This window comes from Citrobacter freundii complex sp. CFNIH4 (assembly GCF_002934505.1).
Taxonomy (GTDB): domain Bacteria; phylum Pseudomonadota; class Gammaproteobacteria; order Enterobacterales; family Enterobacteriaceae; genus Citrobacter; species Citrobacter freundii.
In genome coordinates, this window is record NZ_CP026231.1 from 3,198,436 (window position 1) to 3,215,858 (window position 17,423).

Here is a 17,423-nt window from a genome sequence, read left to right on the forward strand (position 1 = left end):
GGAGATAAAGATGAATCAGGTTGCCGTTGTCATTGGTGGAGGCCAGACCCTTGGGGCATTCCTTTGCCGTGGGCTTGCGACAGAAGGATACCGCGTCGCGGTGGTGGATATTCAAAGCGATAAAGCCGCCAACGTGGCGCAAGAAATTAACGCCGAGTTTGGCGAAGGCACCGCCTACGGTTTTGGCGCAGATGCCACCAGCGAACAGAGCGTGCTGGCGCTGTCGCGCGGAGTGGATGAAATATTCGGTCGTGTTGATCTGCTGGTTTACAGCGCGGGTATCGCTAAAGCCGCGTTTATCAGCGACTTTCAGCTTGGGGATTTCGACCGCTCGCTGCAGGTCAATCTGGTTGGCTACTTCCTCTGTGCACGTGAATTCTCACGCCTGATGATCCGCGATGGCGTGCAGGGACGCATTATCCAGATCAACTCCAAATCAGGGAAAGTGGGCAGCAAACACAATTCAGGCTACAGCGCGGCAAAATTTGGCGGCGTGGGCTTAACCCAGTCACTGGCGCTGGATCTGGCGGAATACGGGATCACCGTGCATTCACTGATGCTCGGCAATCTGTTGAAATCACCGATGTTCCAGTCGTTATTACCGCAATATGCAACCAAACTTGGCCTTAAGCCGGACCAGGTGGAGCAGTACTACATTGATAAGGTCCCGCTTAAGCGCGGCTGCGATTATCAGGACGTGCTAAACATGCTGCTGTTTTACGCCAGTCCGAAAGCCTCTTACTGTACCGGGCAGTCCATCAACGTCACCGGCGGTCAGGTGATGTTTTAATGTTGAATTGCCGGATGGCGTCTGCGCTTATCCGGCAAAATCAAAGGAGTACATAATGGTTTCCGCACTGATTACCGTCGCCGCTATCGCCTGGTGCCTGCAACTGGCGCTTGGTGGCTGGCAAATTTCCCGCTTTAATCGGGCATTCGATAAGCTCTGCCAGCAGGGTCGGGTCGGCGTGGGTCGTTCCGGCGGACGTTTTAAACCGCGCGTGGTGGTCGCCATCGCGCTGGATGAACAACAGCGGGTAACTGATACGTTATTTATGAAAGGTCTTACCGTATTCGCCAGACCCGGCAAAATTGCCACAATAATGGGCAAACATCTTGATGATTTACAGCCTGATGTGATCTTTCCCCATGATCCGTTAGCGCAGAATGCACTATCATTGGCGCTTAAACTGAAACATGGGTAATTTCGTTGTGAATGCTAATAGCTTGCGAAATTATCATTTTGCAACCTATACCCCAAATAATTCGAGTTGCAGGAAGACCAACGCACATGCAGCTTGAAGTATGACGGGTAAATACATAAGTCAGGGTAATCACGCCTATGAAACCTCGTCAGCGTCAGGCTGCCATATTGGAGCACCTGCAAAAGCAGGGAAAATGCTCGGTTGAAGAACTGGCCCACTACTTTGACACGACTGGCACGACCATTCGCAAAGACCTGGTCATTCTGGAGAACGCCGGAACCGTCATTCGTACCTATGGCGGCGTAGTATTAAATAAAGACGAATCCGACCCGCCAATCGATCACAAAACGCTAATTAATACGCATAAAAAAGAGCAGATTGCCGAAGCTGCCGTCCGTTTTATACACGATGGCGACTCTATTATTCTGGATGCGGGCAGCACCGTACTGCAGATGGTGCCGATGCTCACGCGCTTTAGCAACATCACCGTTATGACCAACAGCCTGCACATTGTTAACGCCCTTTCGGAGCTGGACAACGAGCAAACCATCCTGATGCCGGGCGGGACCTTTCGCAAAAAATCTGCGTCATTTCACGGTCAGCTGGCAGAAAACGCCTTTGAGCAGTTCAGCTTTGATAAACTCTTCATGGGAACCGACGGCATTGACCTCAATGCCGGCGTGACCACTTTTAATGAGGTGTTTAGCGTCAGTAAAGCGATGTGTAATGCCGCTCGCGAAGTGATTCTGATGGCTGACTCGTCAAAATTTGGGCGCAAAAGCCCTAATGTTGTATGCAGTCTGGAAAGCGTCGACAAGCTGATTACCGATGCAGGTATCGACCCTGCATTTCGTCAGGCGCTGGAAGCAAAAGGGATTGAAGTGATCATAACCGGAGAAACCAATGAGTGATGCACTACTGAACGCGGGCCGTCAGACGTTAATGCTGGAACTACAGGAAGCCAGCCGTTTGCCTGAGCGACTGGGCGATGATTTTGTCCGCGCCGCCAATACTATCATCCACTGTGAAGGCAAAGTCATTGTCTCCGGTATTGGTAAATCAGGTCATATTGGCAAAAAAATTGCGGCGACCCTCGCCAGTACCGGCACGCCTGCCTTTTTTGTGCATCCGGCGGAAGCGCTGCACGGTGACTTAGGGATGATCGAAAGCCGTGATGTCATGCTGTTTATCTCCTACTCCGGCGGTGCGAAAGAGCTGGATCTCATCATTCCGCGCCTGGAAGACAAATCCGTCGCCCTGCTGGCAATGACCGGAAAACCGACCTCACCGTTGGGCCTGGCCGCCAAAGCCGTGCTGGATATTTCCGTTGAGCGCGAAGCCTGTCCGATGCGCCTGGCACCGACGTCCAGTACCGTAAATACGTTGATGATGGGCGATGCGCTGGCAATCGCCGTAATGCAGGCGCGCGGCTTTAACGAGGAAGATTTTGCCCGCTCGCATCCGGCAGGTGCGCTGGGCGCTCGTCTGTTAAATAAAGTGCATCATCTGATGCGCCGTGACGATGCCATCCCGCAGGTGACGCTTACCACCAGCGTCATGGACGCGATGCTGGAGCTCAGCCGCACGGGTCTTGGCCTGGTCGCGGTCTGCGACGACCAGTCACTGGTGAAAGGGGTCTTTACCGACGGCGACCTGCGCCGCTGGCTAGTTGGCGGCGGAGCGCTCACCACTCAGGTTAGCGAAGCAATGACCCAGAATGGCATTACACTGCAGGCGCAGAGCCGCGCGATTGACGCCAAAGAGATCCTGATGAAGCGCAAAATCACTGCCGCACCGGTGGTCGATGAAAACGGTAAACTCACCGGTGCTATCAACCTGCAGGATTTCTATCAGGCCGGTATTATCTAATCCTTCAACCCCAGACGCTTCGCCAGCCGGTGCAGGTTGGCGACGTCTGTTTCCAGCGCCCGCGCACTTGCCGCCCAACTATGGTTATTTTGTGCCAGCGCCCGGCGGATCATCTCCCGCTGGAACGACTCTGTTGCTTCACGCAGGTTGTGATGCTGTGGGATCTCCGCAACAACTTCCGCCGCCGGTGTTACTGGCGCTTCATCCTGCAGGGCAAAATGCTGCGCCTCCAGCACCACTTCATCCCCTGCCCTGGTCGCCCTTGCCAGAACCACCGCGCGGTGAATGGCATGTTCCAGCTCGCGCACATTCCCGGGCCAGGCGTAGCTCAACAGATGACTACGCGCGCCAGGACTTAACACCACGCGGGAAAGTCCCAGCCGCAGCCGACACTGTTCGCAAAAATAACCCGCCAGCAAAACCACATCTTCACCGCGCTCACGCAGAGGCGGTACCGAAAGGGGAAAGACGCTCAGCCGGTGGAACAAATCCGCACGGAAATTCCCGGCCAACACCTCTTCGCGTAAATCACGGTTCGTCGCCGCCAGCACTCGCACATCCACGCGCAAGCTGCGATCGTCACCCACGCGCTGAATATCACCGTACTGCAATACGCGCAGCAGCTTAGCCTGTAGCGCCAGCGAGAGTTCGCCTATCTCGTCGAGAAATAGCGTTCCATTGTCGGCCATTTCAAACTTACCGCTACGATTGCTGATAGCCCCGGTAAACGCGCCTTTTACGTGACCAAACAGTTCGCTTTCGGCAACGCTTTCCGGCAACGCCGCGCAGTTCAGATACACCAGTGGATTCACCGCGCGCGGTGAACCTTCATGGATAGCTTTAGCCACCAGCTCCTTCCCGGTCCCTGTTTCGCCGCTAATCAGCACGTTGAGATCGGACCCCGCCACAATCTCAATCTCTTTTTTCAACTGCATCATATTGGGCGACAGGCCAATCATCTGGGTTTCCGTCACCTGCTCGAAAGCCGTCGACGAACCTGGCAGCATATTCTGGCTTTCCAGCTGTTCAATCAGCAACGCATTGCTCAATGCGCCAGCCGCCAGCGCGGCAATCAGCCTAAGCTCCTCATCGCTGAAAACATCGAACTGATCGGGCTCCATGCCATCCAGGGTTAACGCACCAATCAAATTTTGACCGGCGAACAACGGCAGTCCAATACAGGCATGCACCTTCAGACTCTCCTGCCCCGGAATCAGACCATCATACGGGTCTGGCAAATCGCTGTCGGCAGGGAAACGAACCACGTCCCCGGCGCGGGCAATCGCCTCCAGACGCGGATGCCCTTCCAGAGTAAAGCGTCTGCCGAGAACATCCTGCGCCAGCCCATCGATCGCCAGCGGAATAAACTGTCGCGACTCGTAGCGCAGCAGTGCCGACGCGTCGCACTCCAGCACCTGACGCAAGGTGGTTATCAGTCGTTGAAAACGGTCCTGATGCCCAATACCGCTTTGTAATTCAATGGCGATGCCCGCCAGCACGTCTACGGAAAAGCTCATGTCTACCTCATTGTCATTTTGACAATTCATATTGTCATATTGACAATAAAACATATAGTCATTTTGACTACCACCTTATAGGTGGTAAAACAACTAATCCTTTAAAATCAAACAAATAAAAAGTTGGCACGCAACCTGCAATTAGCAAAACATCTTTTTTGAAAAACGCTGAATTAATTGAGGTTGTTATGTCTATTCTGGTTAAAAATAACATTCATTGGGTTGGCCAACGTGACTGGGAAGTGCGTGATTTCCACGGAACTGAATACAAAACGCTGCGCGGCAGCAGCTACAACAGCTATCTCATCCGTGAAGAAAAAAATGTCCTGATCGATACAGTAGACCACAAGTTTAGTCGTGAATTCGTGCAGAACCTGCGCAGTGAAATTGACCTCGCGGATATCGACTACATCATCATTAACCACGCTGAAGAAGACCATGCCGGAGCGCTGACCGAGCTGATGTCCTGCATCCCGGACACGCCGATTTACTGCACCGCCAACGCCATTGACTCTATCAACGGGCACCACCATCACCCGGAATGGAACTTTAACGTAGTGAAAACCGGTGACAGCCTGGACATCGGTAACGGCAAGCAGCTGATCTTCGTTGAAACGCCGATGCTGCACTGGCCGGACAGTATGATGACTTACATGACCGGCGATGCGGTGCTGTTCAGTAACGACGCCTTCGGTCAGCACTACTGCGACGAACGTCTGTTTAACGACGAAGTTGACCAGACTGAACTGTTCGAACAGTGCCAGCGTTACTACGCCAACATCCTGACGCCATTCAGCCGTCTGGTTACACCGAAAATTACTGAGATCCTCGGCTTCAACCTGCCGGTCGATATGATTGCCACTTCCCATGGCGTGGTATGGCGCGACAACCCGACACAAATCGTTGAGCTGTACCTGAAATGGGCGGCGGATTATCAGGAAGACCGCATCACCATTTTCTACGACACCATGTCCAACAACACCCGCATGATGGCGGACGCGATTGCCCAGGGCATCAACGAAGTCGACCCGAATGTAGCGGTAAAAATCTTTAACGTCGCCCGTAGCGACAAAAACGAAGTTTTGACCAACGTCTTCCGCTCTAAAGGCGTGCTGGTCGGGACTTCCACAATGAACAACGTGATGATGCCGAAAATTGCCGGTCTGGTGGAAGAGATGACTGGCCTGCGTTTTCGTAACAAGCGTGCCAGCGCCTTTGGCTCGCACGGCTGGAGCGGCGGTGCAGTAGACCGTTTGTCCACGCGTTTGCAGGATGCAGGTTTCGAGATGTCACTGAGCCTGAAAGCGAAATGGCGTCCGGACCTGGATGCACTGGAACTGTGCCGCCAGCACGGCCGTGAAATCGCGCGTCAGTGGGCGCTGGCTCCATTGCCGGAAACAACCGTGAAAGCCGTCGCCCAGGAAGAAGCCTGTGCGTGTGCCGCTGCGGCTGCCGCCGATCTTGGTCCAAGCATGCAGTGCAGCGTGTGCCAGTGGATTTACGATCCGGCGAAAGGCGAACCGTTGCAGGACGTTGCGCCGGGTACGCCATGGAGCGAAGTTCCGGACAACTTCCTGTGCCCGGAATGCTCACTAGGTAAAGACGTCTTCGACGTACTGGCAACGGAGGCAAAATGAGTCACGGCATTGTCATCATTGGTTCGGGCTTCGCCGCCCGCCAGTTAGTCAAAAATATCCGTAAGCAGGATGCGAATGTTCCGCTGACCTTAATTGCCGCGGACAGCATGGATGAGTACAACAAGCCCGATCTCAGCCATGTTATCAGTCAGTCACAGCGTGCAGACGACCTCACCCGCCAGTCGGCGGGGGAGTTTGCCGAACAGTTTAATTTGCGCCTGTTTCCACATACCTGGGTAACCGACATCGACGCCGATACCCACGTAGTGAAAAGTCAGGACAAGCAGTGGCAGTACGACAAGCTGGTGCTGGCGACGGGCGCTTCAGCCTTTGTACCGCCGGTTACCGGACGTGAGTTAATGCTCACGTTAAACAGCCAACAAGAGTATCGAGCTTGTGAAACGCAACTGCGTGACGCCCAGCGGGTGCTGATTGTCGGCGGCGGCTTGATTGGTAGTGAACTGGCGATGGATTTTTGTCGTGCCGGTAAAGCGGTAACGCTTATTGACAACGCCGCCAGCATTCTGGCTTCGCTGATGCCGCCGGAAGTCAGCAGTCGCTTACAGCATCGTCTGACCGATATGGGCGTACACCTGCTGCTGAAATCACAGCTCCAGAGTCTGGAGAAAACCAGCACCGGTATTCGCGCTACGCTCGATCGTAGCCGCAACGTAGAAGTCGATGCGGTGATTGCCGCCACCGGTCTGCGCCCGGAAACCGCACTGGCGCGTCGCGCCGGATTGAACATCAATCGTGGCGTCTGCGTCGACAGCTACCTGCAAACCAGCCACCCGGACATTTATGCTCTCGGCGACTGTGCGGAGATTAACGGTCAGGTGCTCCCGTTCCTGCAGCCGATTCAGCTGAGCGCCATGTATCTGGCGAAAAACCTGCTCGGCGGCAATGTGCCATTGAAACTGCCAGCCATGCTGGTAAAAGTCAAAACGCCAGAACTGCCTTTACATTTGGCCGGGGAAACCCAGCGCCGCGATCTGAACTGGCACATCGCCGCCGAAGCACAGGGGATGGTCGCAAGAGGGATGAACGACGAAGGCCAGCTGTGTGCGTTTGTCGTCAGTGAAGACCGCATGAAAGAGGCCTTTGCGCTGCTGAAAACGTTGCCCGTGTAAGTCTGTGATGCCGGATGGCGCCACTTCGCGTCTTATCCGGCCTACGACTTTGCCCGGCAACGCTGCTACTGATTTATTAACCTCACGCACATGGATGTGCGTTGCCACTTGTCGGTATGCCCCGACATGTTTTTCTTGCCCCGCCAGTCCCGGGGCTTTTTTTATTTTTGCGTCAACACCCGCGCCGCGGCAATCACGCCCTGCCCCAATGACAACCCGCCGTCGCCCGCCGGTAAACGCTGCGGGAACAGTAAGGTAAAATCACGCAGATAAAACGCCAGACGGGCCGACAATAAGCGGTTATGCATCACGCCACCGCTGAATACTAACGTTTTAATTCCGCGCGCTTCGGCCTGCTCACGCATCAGCGTGGCAAAACCACACGCCAGCGCGTCGTGAAACGCCCACGCTCTTTCTGCAGGGTCGGTCTGCCAGGTCAGCCATTGCTGCCAAAAAATCGCTAAGTCCAGTTGATTGCCATTAAGCGGCACCGTAACAGGGTGATCAACGCCTGCACACTGCGATGCCAGCGCCTCCAGCGCACAGGCCGCCTCACCTTCATAACTCAACGATTCCGGCGCACAATGCAACGCGGCGGCAACCGCATCAAACAGTCGTCCGCACGACGATGCCAGCGGGGCATTGATTCCCCGCTCGATGGCGCGCGCCAGTACGTTCCAGTTTTGATGCTGTAGCCCCGATGTTTCCGGGTAACGCTGCCAGTCAGGAACAAAACGCAGGCACTGCGCTAGCAGATTGCGCCATGGCTGTTTTGCCGCTAAATCGCCGCCCGCCAGCGCTACCGCCGGTAAGCCGCCAAGGTGTTCGCATTCACGATAGTTGACCCGCAGACATTCGCCGCCCCACAGCTCGCCATTTTCCCCCATACCAATGCCGTCCAGCGTCAGAGCAATCACATCGCCGCCATCGAGCGGCCAGCCGTGCTCGGCAAGACATGCAGCGGCATGCGCATGGTGATGCAGTACCGTTTCGGTTGACAGATTCATTTCGCTGGCCCACTGGCTGGAAACATAGCCAGGGTGGGCATCATGCACGATACGCAGTGGCGTAAAATCATAAATATTCTGGATCAGGCGTAGCGCATCACGCCACTGCTGCTGAATGCCGTCATCGCTGAGATCGCCTAAATGCTGGCTGATAACCGCCTGTTCGCCACGCACCAGGCAGAAGGTATTTTTCAGATCCGCGCCTAAGCACAGCATCGGCGGCACGTCGCGAAATCCTGGCGGCAGCGCGACCGCATCCGGCACGTAACCCCGGGAACGACGCAGCATTTCCCCACTGTCACGCACCACGGAGTCATCCATCCGCTGCACAATTTCGCGGTTATGCAGCAGGAAACCATCAGCAATCGCACTTAAATCTTCCAGCGCCTGGGCGTTGGTAATGGCCGGAGGCCTGCCGCTGAGGTTGCCGGAGGTCATCACCAGTGGACAATTCATCTCTTGTAAGAGCAAATGCTGCAACGGATTCGCGGGCAGCATGACGCCCACTTCCGTTAACCCTGGCGCAATGCCCTCGCTCAATGCAGCGACATAGCGTTTCTGCACCAGCACGATCGGCGCAGCAGGTGTAGTCAGCAAACGACGAGCAGGTTCGGGCAGTCCGTCATCACCTGGCAGCATTACCGCCAGCGGTTTCGCCGGACGGTGTTTACGCAGCCTGAGCAGCGCGACGGCGTCATCATTGCGCGCATCGCACACCAGATGAAACCCACCAATGCCTTTAACCGCCACAATACCGCCTGCTTTCAGTCGCGATACCGCCGCCTGCAGCGCCTCTTCTTTCTCCGCCCGCTCATCCGTGCTGAACCACTCAAGATGAGGGCCGCACACCGGACAGGCAACGGGCTGGGCATGGAAGCGACGATCATACGGGTCACGATACTCTTTGTCGCATTGCGCACAGAGTGGGAACGACGCCATCACGGTGAACGGGCGGTCATAGGGCATGGCGCGGATAATCGTAAAGCGTGGACCACAGTGGGTGCAGTTGATAAAGGGGTATCGGTAGCGACGTTCGCCGGGGGTGTTCATTTCAACAAGGCATTCGGGACAGGTCGCGGCATCCGGAACGATTTGCGTATTCATCGTACCGCCAGTACTTTGACGAATCGAGAAATCAGCAGGCTGCTGCGTCCAGGCGAATGCTTCGCTCTCAACGCTGTCAATGCGCGCCAGCGGTGGGCAGTGTTGATGTAACTGCGCAATAAATACCGCCGGATCTTCCTGTAAGCGCACAACCACACCGTCACCGTCGTTACACACATCACCATGCAGTTGTAACCGCTGCGCCAGTTGCCAGACGTAGGGGCGAAATCCGACGCCCTGTACTTTGCCGCGAATACGCAACTGTACGCCGGAGTGGTTGTTTATTGTCATTAGATTATTCCCGCAGTCATCAATCCCGGTTAGCCTGATGGCGCGATACTTATCAGGCCTACGGGGATGCGAACAGTAGGCCGGATAAGGCGAAGCCGCCATCCGGCATAAGTACTACCGTATTTTACGCGGATTTTCAGATATCAGAACAGCAAAGATGCGGTGGAATCCAGCGCCGCGCGACGGCGTTTTTCCGCGCTAAGTTGCTCAAGCTTATTGCGATCTACATAAATCAGCGCGTGAGTCGGGCACACTTCCATACAGGCAGGACCGGCCTCGCGATGGTGGCACAGGTCGCACTTATTGGCTTCAGCTTTTTCTGCACGGACGTTCAGACCCGCGCCGCTGTTACGCACAACCGGACGCACGACCACTTCCATTGCGCCGTAAGGACAAGCCACAACGCAAGTTTTACAGCCAATGCAGCGTTCCTGCATTACGTGAACAAAACCTTTATCACGGCTGATCGCACCGTTCGGGCAGACGTTAGCGCACGGCGCGTCTTCACACTGGCGGCACAGCGTCGCCGTAGAGACATTAACGCCTTTGATGACGTGAATGCGGGGTAAAAAAGTTTCAGGGGTCAGCGATGCGCAGTCCTGGTTATCCTGATGGGATACCACGCAGGCCACTTCACAGGTACGGCAACCAATGCATTTATTGGCGTCTGCAATGATGAAACGGTTCATCAATTTCTCCAGCAATGACAGAATATCTGCCGAAGCATTCACAAATCGTGCCAGAATTTAATTCACTGTTATTAAAGGAATTTTATTTTGATGGACGCAAGAAGGGCGTGTCATCGTCACTAGTGACGATGACAAATGACAGCCGTCAGCGCGAAGCGGGCGGCGCAACTGAGTCGCGCTGGATGAGTTCACCGGTGAAAGTCTTTGGCGGCGTAAACGCCCCGTCACCCAACATAAAGATCAGGCGCCCAATCGTTTCCTGAATCATTTCTGTTACCGGAATTTTAACGCTGGAAAGCGCCGGAATAGTGTATGCCGCGAGGGCGATATCATCAAAGCCAATCACCGACACCTGTGCAGGAACGCTCACGCCATGCTCGTGCAACTGCTTCATCGCGCCGATCGCCATATCGTCATTACTGGCCACCAGCGCGGTAAAATTGACCTTGCGCGAAAGCAAAGTATCCACACCCGCTGCGCCGCAGGCTGGCGTCCATTTCCCTTTAACAATCAGATCATTATTTAGCGCGATACCATGATGTGCCAGCGCGTCTTTATAACCTGAAAGTCGCTCCACGCCGGTTGGAGAATCCATCGAGCCGGTAATAAAACCAATCTCTTTATGTCCGGCGGCAATGAGCTGAGTAACGGCGTTAAAGCTGGTCTGCTTTTGATCACACCATACGCTGTGGCTACTGTTTTTCCGCAGGCGTCGATTAAGCACCATAATCGGCTGGCTGTGGGCATCGATGATATCGTCTATCTCATCCACGCTGAGAAAACGCGGATAAATCATAATCGCGTCACAGCGCAGGTCGAGCAGGTACTGGATCGCCTGACGCTCTTCCTCAGCGCTGTGCTTACCGTCAGCCAGCAACAACTGGCGTCCTTTATCTTCCGCCATCCGCGCGGTATGAAACAGCAGCTCGCTGAAATAGACGCCGTGATAAAGGGTATTTGTTACCACCAGGCCCAGCGTCTGCGTGGTTTTCGCCGCCAGACTGCGCGCCAGCAAGTTTGGGCGGTAACCACTCTCTTCAATGGCCTGAAACACGCGGTCTTTGGTCTCCTGGCTGACGTAGCCGTTCCCGGAAAGCACCCGGGAAACTGTCGCTTTCGACACCCCGGCACGCTTCGCCACCTCCAGCATCGTGGTCATATTACTCATCCCTATTCTCTCAATGTGACGCAGTGTACTGCACCGTTTCGCCGCTGTCCTTGCTGCTAAATCGCAGACGCTGACATCTGGTGATCGTAGTCACAATTACAAAAAATGATCAAAATTAAATCTTGCTCATTACTTATATTTTAAACATGATTTCGTGGAACCGGTTTCCTATCTGCGTTTCATAACCCAGAAAAGCGACCCAACGTAAACGGATAAAACATAACGTATCATACTGATAAAACAGGATTAAATCCGATGTCCAAGAATTATGCAGCGCTGGCGCGCTCCGTTGTGACGGCTCTGGGAGGCGTCGACAACATCACAGCAGTGACCCACTGTATGACCCGTTTGCGTTTCGTTATCAAAGATGACTCGCAGGTCGACAGCGCGACGCTGAAGACGCTTTCTGGCGTACTTGGCGTGGTGCGTAGCGATAACCAGTGCCAGGTGATCATCGGCAACACCGTTTCGCAGGCGTATCGCGAAGTGGTCAGCCTGTTGCCTGCCAATATGCAGCCTGCTGAGCCGCAAACCAAACCCCGACTGACGCTGAAGCGGATTGGCGCGGGGATCCTCGACGCGCTGATCGGCACCATGTCGCCGTTGATCCCGGCAATTATCGGCGGATCAATGCTCAAGCTGCTGGCAATGATCTTCGAAATGACCGGCGTGCTGGAGAAAGGATCGTCCACGCTCACCATTCTGACCGTTATCGGTGACGGCGCATTTTTCTTCCTGCCGCTGATGGTCGCCGCGTCGGCCGCTATCAAATTCAAAACCAACATGTCGCTGGCAATCGCCATCGCGGGCGTACTGGTGCATCCCAGCTTCATCGATCTGATGGCGAAGGCTGCGCAGGGTGAGCACGTTGAGTTTGCCCTGATCCCGGTGACGGCAGTGAAATACACCTACACGGTGATCCCGGCGCTGGTGATGACCTGGTGCCTGTCATACATCGAACGTTGGGTCGATCGCATCACTCCGGCGGTAACCAAAAACTTCCTTAAACCAATGCTAATCGTGCTGATCGCCGCGCCGCTCGCCATCGTCATCATTGGCCCGATCGGTATCTGGATCGGTAGCGCAATTTCAGCGCTGGTCTATACCATTCACGGCTATCTCGGCTGGCTGTCGGTGGCCATTATGGGCGCACTGTGGCCGCTGCTGGTAATGACCGGTATGCACCGTGTCTTTACGCCAACCATTATTCAGACCATTGCCGAAACCGGAAAAGAAGGCATGGTGATGCCGTCAGAAATCGGCGCCAACTTGTCGTTAGGTGGTTCATCGCTGGCAGTAGCATGGAAAACCAAAAACCCGGAATTGCGTCAGACGGCGTTAGCGGCAGCCGCCTCCGCCATCATGGCGGGGATTTCCGAACCTGCGCTGTATGGCGTAGCGATCCGCCTGAAACGACCACTGATTGCGAGTCTTATCAGCGGTTTTATCTGCGGTGCCGTTGCCGGAATGGCCGGACTTGCAAGCCACTCCATGGCAGCTCCTGGCCTGTTCACCAGCGTCCAGTTTTTCGATCCGGCCAATCCGATGACTATCGTTTGGGTATTTGGCGTGATGGCGCTGGCGGTAGTGCTTTCCTTTGTATTAACGCTGATTCTCGGCTTTGAAGATATCCCTGTCGAAGATGCAGCCGCGCAGGCAAGAAAAAACCAGGCCGCACAACCGGGCAATATCAATGGAGCCAGCATTTGACTGGTATGAACTGAGGTTAATTATGTCTGTTTTTCCGCAAGGATTTTTATGGGGCGGCGCACTGGCCGCCAACCAGTCTGAAGGGGCATACCGGGAAGGCGGCAAAGGACTGACTACCGTCGATATGCTCCCCCACGGCACACATCGGATGCCCGTCAAGCTGGGTCAGGAAAAGCGCTTTGCGCTGCGGGATAACGAATTTTATCCCAGCCATCAGGCGATCGACTTTTATCATCGCTATAAAGAAGATATCGCGCTGATGGCGGAAATGGGTTTTACGGTATTTCGTACTTCCATTGCCTGGAGCCGTCTCTACCCTAACGGCGATGAGCTGACGCCGAATGAAGAGGGCATCGCGTTTTACCAGAGCGTGTTTGCCGAGTGTAAAAAATACGGTATTGAGCCATTAGTCACGCTGTGTCACTTCGATGTGCCAATGCATCTGGTCACCGAGTACGGCTCCTGGCGTAACCGCAAAATGGTTGAGTTCTTTACCCGCTACGCCCGTACCTGCTTCGAGGCCTTTGACGGTCTGGTGAAGTACTGGCTGACGTTCAACGAAATCAACATTATGCTGCACAGCCCCTTTTCAGGCGCCGGGCTGGTATTTGAAGAAGGTGAAAATCAGGATCAGGTGAAATATCAGTCCGCTCACCACGAACTGATAGCCAGCGCCCTGGCGACTAAAATAGCCCATGAAATTAATCCGCAAAACCAGGTCGGTTGTATGCTGGCTGGCGGTAATTTTTATCCTTATTCGTGTAAGCCGGAAGATGTGTGGACCGCGCTGGAAAAAGACCGCGAAAACCTGTTCTTTATTGATGTGCAGGCGCGCGGGGCCTACCCGGCTTATTCTGCCCGCGTGTTTCGCGAAAAAGGCGTGGTCATAGAAAAAGCCCCAGAAGATGACGACATCCTGAAAAACACCGTTGATTTCGTCTCGTTCAGCTATTACGCATCGCGCTGCGCCTCGGCGGAAATGAACACCGGCAATACCAGCGCCGCCAACGTGGTGAAGTCGCTGCGTAATCCGTATATTGCGGCCAGCGAATGGGGCTGGGGCATCGATCCGCTTGGTCTGCGCATCACCATGAATATGATGTATGACCGCTACCAGAAACCGCTATTTCTGGTGGAGAACGGGCTGGGAGCGAAGGATGAAATCGATGCCAATGGTGAGATCAATGACGACTATCGCATTAGCTATTTACGCGAACATATTCGCGCCATGGCAGACGCGATTGAAGATGGCGTGCCCCTGATGGGTTACACCACCTGGGGCTGTATCGATCTGGTTTCTGCCTCAACCGGTGAGATGAGCAAACGCTACGGTTTTGTGTATGTGGACCGCGATGACGCGGGCAACGGCACGCTGGCGCGCACCCGCAAGAAATCATTCTGGTGGTACAAAAAAGTAATCGCCAGCAACGGCGCCGATCTGGCATAACAGATCTGCCGGAGGGGGTTACAGTCTTCCGGCAGAATTACATATTTTCATTTCATTTATTACATTCCAGATGTGGAATCGTCCTTCCAGTTTCAGGTTTGCCCTCATCCTTTTTTACTGGCATTTTATTCAGTAGTTTTTAATCCTGGCCGTTCACCACAAGGAAGCGTGCATGTTTGATAAAAAGGGTAAATCAGCAGAGGTAATCACCAAACCGGTACGTCGCTTGAAAGTCAGCTATGTCAGAAAACGCCATGAAGATCCAAAAACGGGTTACACGCGACGAATCAGTCGGCACGCCTCGCTCACGCTGAACGGCGACTGGCTGGAACAAGCTGGATTTCCGACCGGTACGGCAGTGAATGTATCAGTGATGCAGGGGAAATTAATTATTGAGCAGGCAATTGAATGACGAGGATACACTGGGAAAACAGGCCGGATGTCGTTCACATCCGGCACTGATACGGTTTACTCTTCTGGCGCTTCCAGCTCGGAGAATCCACCGTGTCCTTCCCAACCGGCTAATCGCTGATAGACGGTATCAACAGCATCTTTGATCGGCTGTGTCATCGGGTAGTAAAAACCGACGATGTCCGGTTGAATGCCGAGGAAAATCACCTCGCCAACGTCGTCTTTCAACTGATCGACCAGGTAATTCAGCGGCATGTTATGAGTGGTCATCATGAACATCTCGGCAATGTCATCGGGATCGATAATGCGGATTTCACCAGGGTTCAGCCCCATATCGGTAGCATCAACAATCAACAAACGTTGCGGACGCAGTTCACGGATGGCGACAATATCGTTTTCTGGCGCACTACCACCGTCGATGACAACCCAGTTGCCTTGAGGATTTGCAGCACACATTTCAGCCAGCAGCGGGCCCGCGCCGTCATCGCCCATCATGCTGTTACCCACACATAATAAAACGTCAGTCACGGTGTCTCCTCACCATCAGATAGATGGCGCTTTCCTGGTGTATGTCGTGCAGCATGCTAAGCATCAGCTTGCTCCACTCCTGCTGCTGCGGGGTCTGTACGGCACGCGCATCATCGAACGCGCGTGCCAGCATTTGCACATGGTTGAAATCGATAACGATCTCGCCGTATTTCGGCACACCTTCCATTTTCCGGCGAGCTTCGCTTCCCTCAGCAAGGGTAGCAATCCATGCCAGATATTCGTCCCATGGACAAGTTAACGCCGCTTCCAGGCAATCGATGATCCCAAGGTGGTGACCAATCGCCAGGCTGTAATAGACAACCTGCTGCGCCTCAGCGGGCGTCGCATCGTTCTCATCAATAAACTTACGGCTCAGTTGACTGAACACCACCGTTTCACTCATCGGATACGCGCCTCTTCGACAACATGGTTAAGATGCGTGACGATCTCGGTCAGACGCGGATCGTTTTCCGCCTCCAGCCAGCGCGCCACCTGATGCTCGCCCTGCCCTAACTGCGTCATGTAGTCATCAGCAATCTGGCGACCGTAGCGGTATCCCGCCAGACGGCGAGCCTCGCGATCCACCTTCACTCGCAGCGGCTGAACCATATCCGGATGCAGAATTTCGGCGGGCTGTTCGTCCAGTTCACCCGGCGCACGCGCGTGAATTTTTTGTTCCAGCAGACCCAGCGCCATGGCAAAACCATACAGCGTGGCTGCAGGCGTTGGCGGGCAGCCAGGGATATACACATCCACCGGTACGATTTTGTCCGTGCCGCCCCATACGCAGTATAAGTCGTGGAAAATACCGCCGCTGTTACCGCAAGCACCGTAAGAGATACAAATTTTCGGGTCTGGCGCAGACTGCCAGGCGCGTAGCGCCGGAGAGCGCATGGCACGGGTTACCGCGCCGGTAAACAGCAGGATATCCGCATGACGCGGGGACGGTACCACTTTGATGCCAAAACGTTCGGCGTCAAACAGCGGAGAAAGCGTGGCGAAGATTTCGATTTCGCAACCGTTGCAGCCGCCGCAGTCCACACGGTAAACGTACGCTGAACGCTTGATGCTTTTTAGCAGCGACGCTTTCATGCTGGCAATGGATTCATCCACCGTCATCGGTACCGGAATACCGTTGGCGTCACGTGGGCCTAATAAATTGCTCATCAGCTGGCCTCTTTCATATGGCGAGTCAGTTCAATACGATCAGACGGCACCAGGCATTTCTGGCGCTTACAGTCCGGGCAGGTCTCAAAGCTTTCACGGTGGTTTTCCGCGCGGCTATCACCGTTGTGCTTAAGCAGCGCAATGGCGTAATCAATCTCTTTTTGTACCGCAAACGGACGGTTACATACGCGGCAATTACACAGCGCAAAGCGGGACTGCTGCAGGAAATCCTCTTTCTTCCACACCGCCAGCTCATACTCCTGCGACAGCTTGATCGCCGCCGTCGGGCAAACTTCTTCGCAACGGGCGCAGAAGATGCAGCGACCGAGGTTGAACTGCCACGCCAGCTCATTGGTGGCCAGATCGGTTTCGACCGTCAGCGCGTTCGACGGGCACGCATTCACACAGGCCGCACAGCCGATGCACTGTTGCGGATTATGTTCCGGTTTGCCACGGAAGTTTTTATCGACCGCGATCGGCTCCAGCGGATACGACGACGTCGGTGCCCCGGTTTTGATGACTTTTTTGATAAAGGTAAACATG

17 protein-coding genes are annotated in these 17,423 nt (G+C 54.5%); 9 read left to right on the forward strand and 8 right to left on the reverse strand.

Annotated elements, in window-relative coordinates; translation table 11 throughout:
- The first annotated feature begins 10 nt into the window (after window positions 1-10).
- The 4 genes from srlD (at window position 11) to gutQ (ending at window position 3,074) form a co-directional block, all read left to right on the forward strand.
- Window positions 11-790 carry a sorbitol-6-phosphate dehydrogenase gene (gene srlD / locus C2U41_RS16370; RefSeq protein WP_103848299.1) on the forward strand — a complete coding sequence of 260 codons (780 nt, stop codon included), beginning with the start codon at window positions 11-13 and terminating at the stop codon, window positions 788-790.
- A 55-nt stretch (window positions 791-845) separates the two neighbouring features.
- Entirely contained in the window at window positions 846-1,205 is a 360-nt protein-coding gene (gutM, locus tag C2U41_RS16375) for a transcriptional regulator GutM (RefSeq protein ID WP_086538553.1), read from the forward strand.
- A 137-nt stretch (window positions 1,206-1,342) separates the two neighbouring features.
- Window positions 1,343-2,116 (forward strand): glucitol operon DNA-binding transcriptional repressor SrlR, encoded by a 774-nt coding sequence (gene srlR / locus C2U41_RS16380; RefSeq protein WP_003037350.1) that lies wholly within the window; start codon window positions 1,343-1,345, stop codon window positions 2,114-2,116.
- Window positions 2,109-3,074, forward strand: coding sequence for an arabinose-5-phosphate isomerase GutQ (gutQ, locus tag C2U41_RS16385; protein WP_003037353.1), 966 nt, complete (start codon window positions 2,109-2,111; stop codon window positions 3,072-3,074). Before srlR ends, gutQ begins: the two co-directional genes overlap by 8 nt.
- Here the strand turns inward: gutQ and norR are convergent.
- Entirely contained in the window at window positions 3,071-4,591 is a 1,521-nt protein-coding gene (gene norR, locus C2U41_RS16390; RefSeq protein ID WP_003846057.1) for a nitric oxide reductase transcriptional regulator NorR, read from the reverse strand. The two genes, gutQ and norR, sit on opposite strands and share 4 nt — an antisense overlap.
- Window positions 4,592-4,779: 188 nt before the next feature.
- Between norR and norV the strand changes: the two genes are divergently transcribed.
- Both norV and norW read left to right on the forward strand, forming a co-directional pair.
- Window positions 4,780-6,228: an anaerobic nitric oxide reductase flavorubredoxin gene (gene norV, locus C2U41_RS16395; RefSeq protein WP_044699694.1), complete on the forward strand. Its 1,449-nt coding sequence runs from the start codon at window positions 4,780-4,782 to the stop codon at window positions 6,226-6,228.
- Window positions 6,225-7,358 (forward strand): NADH:flavorubredoxin reductase NorW, encoded by a 1,134-nt coding sequence (norW, locus tag C2U41_RS16400; RefSeq protein ID WP_103848298.1) that lies wholly within the window; start codon window positions 6,225-6,227, stop codon window positions 7,356-7,358. Before norV ends, norW begins: the two co-directional genes overlap by 4 nt.
- 161 nt (window positions 7,359-7,519) lie before the next feature.
- Here norW and hypF read toward each other — a convergent pair whose 3' ends face one another.
- From hypF to C2U41_RS16415, 3 genes are all read right to left on the reverse strand, one after another.
- On the reverse strand, window positions 7,520-9,760 hold the full coding sequence (gene hypF / locus C2U41_RS16405; RefSeq protein ID WP_103848297.1) for a carbamoyltransferase HypF: 2,241 nt from the start codon (window positions 9,758-9,760) through the stop codon (window positions 7,520-7,522).
- 143 nt (window positions 9,761-9,903) lie between these two features.
- Complete coding sequence (hydN, locus tag C2U41_RS16410) at window positions 9,904-10,449, reverse strand: electron transport protein HydN (RefSeq protein WP_003037366.1); 546 nt, start codon at window positions 10,447-10,449, stop codon at window positions 9,904-9,906.
- A gap of 145 nt (window positions 10,450-10,594) precedes the next feature.
- Window positions 10,595-11,608, reverse strand: coding sequence for a LacI family DNA-binding transcriptional regulator (locus tag C2U41_RS16415; protein ID WP_016150882.1), 1,014 nt, complete (start codon window positions 11,606-11,608; stop codon window positions 10,595-10,597).
- A 264-nt stretch (window positions 11,609-11,872) separates the two neighbouring features.
- Between C2U41_RS16415 and ascF the strand changes: the two genes are divergently transcribed.
- The 3 genes from ascF (at window position 11,873) to C2U41_RS16430 (ending at window position 15,186) form a co-directional block, all read left to right on the forward strand.
- On the forward strand, window positions 11,873-13,327 hold the full coding sequence (gene ascF, locus C2U41_RS16420) for a PTS cellobiose/arbutin/salicin transporter subunit IIBC (protein WP_016150883.1): 1,455 nt from the start codon (window positions 11,873-11,875) through the stop codon (window positions 13,325-13,327).
- A 22-nt stretch (window positions 13,328-13,349) separates the two neighbouring features.
- The gene (locus tag C2U41_RS16425; protein ID WP_046670448.1) at window positions 13,350-14,774 is read left to right on the forward strand and encodes a 6-phospho-beta-glucosidase; all 1,425 of its coding nucleotides are present in this window, start codon (window positions 13,350-13,352) and stop codon (window positions 14,772-14,774) included.
- A gap of 172 nt (window positions 14,775-14,946) precedes the next feature.
- The gene (locus C2U41_RS16430; RefSeq protein WP_003037379.1) at window positions 14,947-15,186 is read left to right on the forward strand and encodes a SymE family type I addiction module toxin; all 240 of its coding nucleotides are present in this window, start codon (window positions 14,947-14,949) and stop codon (window positions 15,184-15,186) included.
- A gap of 56 nt (window positions 15,187-15,242) precedes the next feature.
- Here the strand turns inward: C2U41_RS16430 and hycI are convergent, their stop codons facing one another.
- The 4 genes from hycI to hycF are packed head-to-tail and all read right to left on the reverse strand — an operon-like array spanning window position 15,243 to window position 17,422.
- Complete coding sequence (gene hycI, locus C2U41_RS16435) at window positions 15,243-15,713, reverse strand: hydrogenase maturation peptidase HycI (RefSeq protein ID WP_003037382.1); 471 nt, start codon at window positions 15,711-15,713, stop codon at window positions 15,243-15,245.
- A complete protein-coding gene (locus C2U41_RS16440; RefSeq protein WP_003037385.1) occupies window positions 15,706-16,116 on the reverse strand; it encodes a formate hydrogenlyase maturation HycH family protein in 411 nt (136 codons plus the stop codon). Before C2U41_RS16440 ends, hycI begins: the two co-directional genes overlap by 8 nt.
- Window positions 16,113-16,880, reverse strand: coding sequence for a formate hydrogenlyase subunit HycG (gene hycG, locus C2U41_RS16445; RefSeq protein ID WP_003037388.1), 768 nt, complete (start codon window positions 16,878-16,880; stop codon window positions 16,113-16,115). The genes C2U41_RS16440 and hycG overlap by 4 nt, the downstream gene beginning before the upstream one ends.
- The gene (gene hycF / locus C2U41_RS16450; protein ID WP_003037391.1) at window positions 16,880-17,422 is read right to left on the reverse strand and encodes a formate hydrogenlyase subunit HycF; all 543 of its coding nucleotides are present in this window, start codon (window positions 17,420-17,422) and stop codon (window positions 16,880-16,882) included. Before hycF ends, hycG begins: the two co-directional genes overlap by 1 nt.
- Window position 17,423 lies beyond the last annotated feature (1 nt).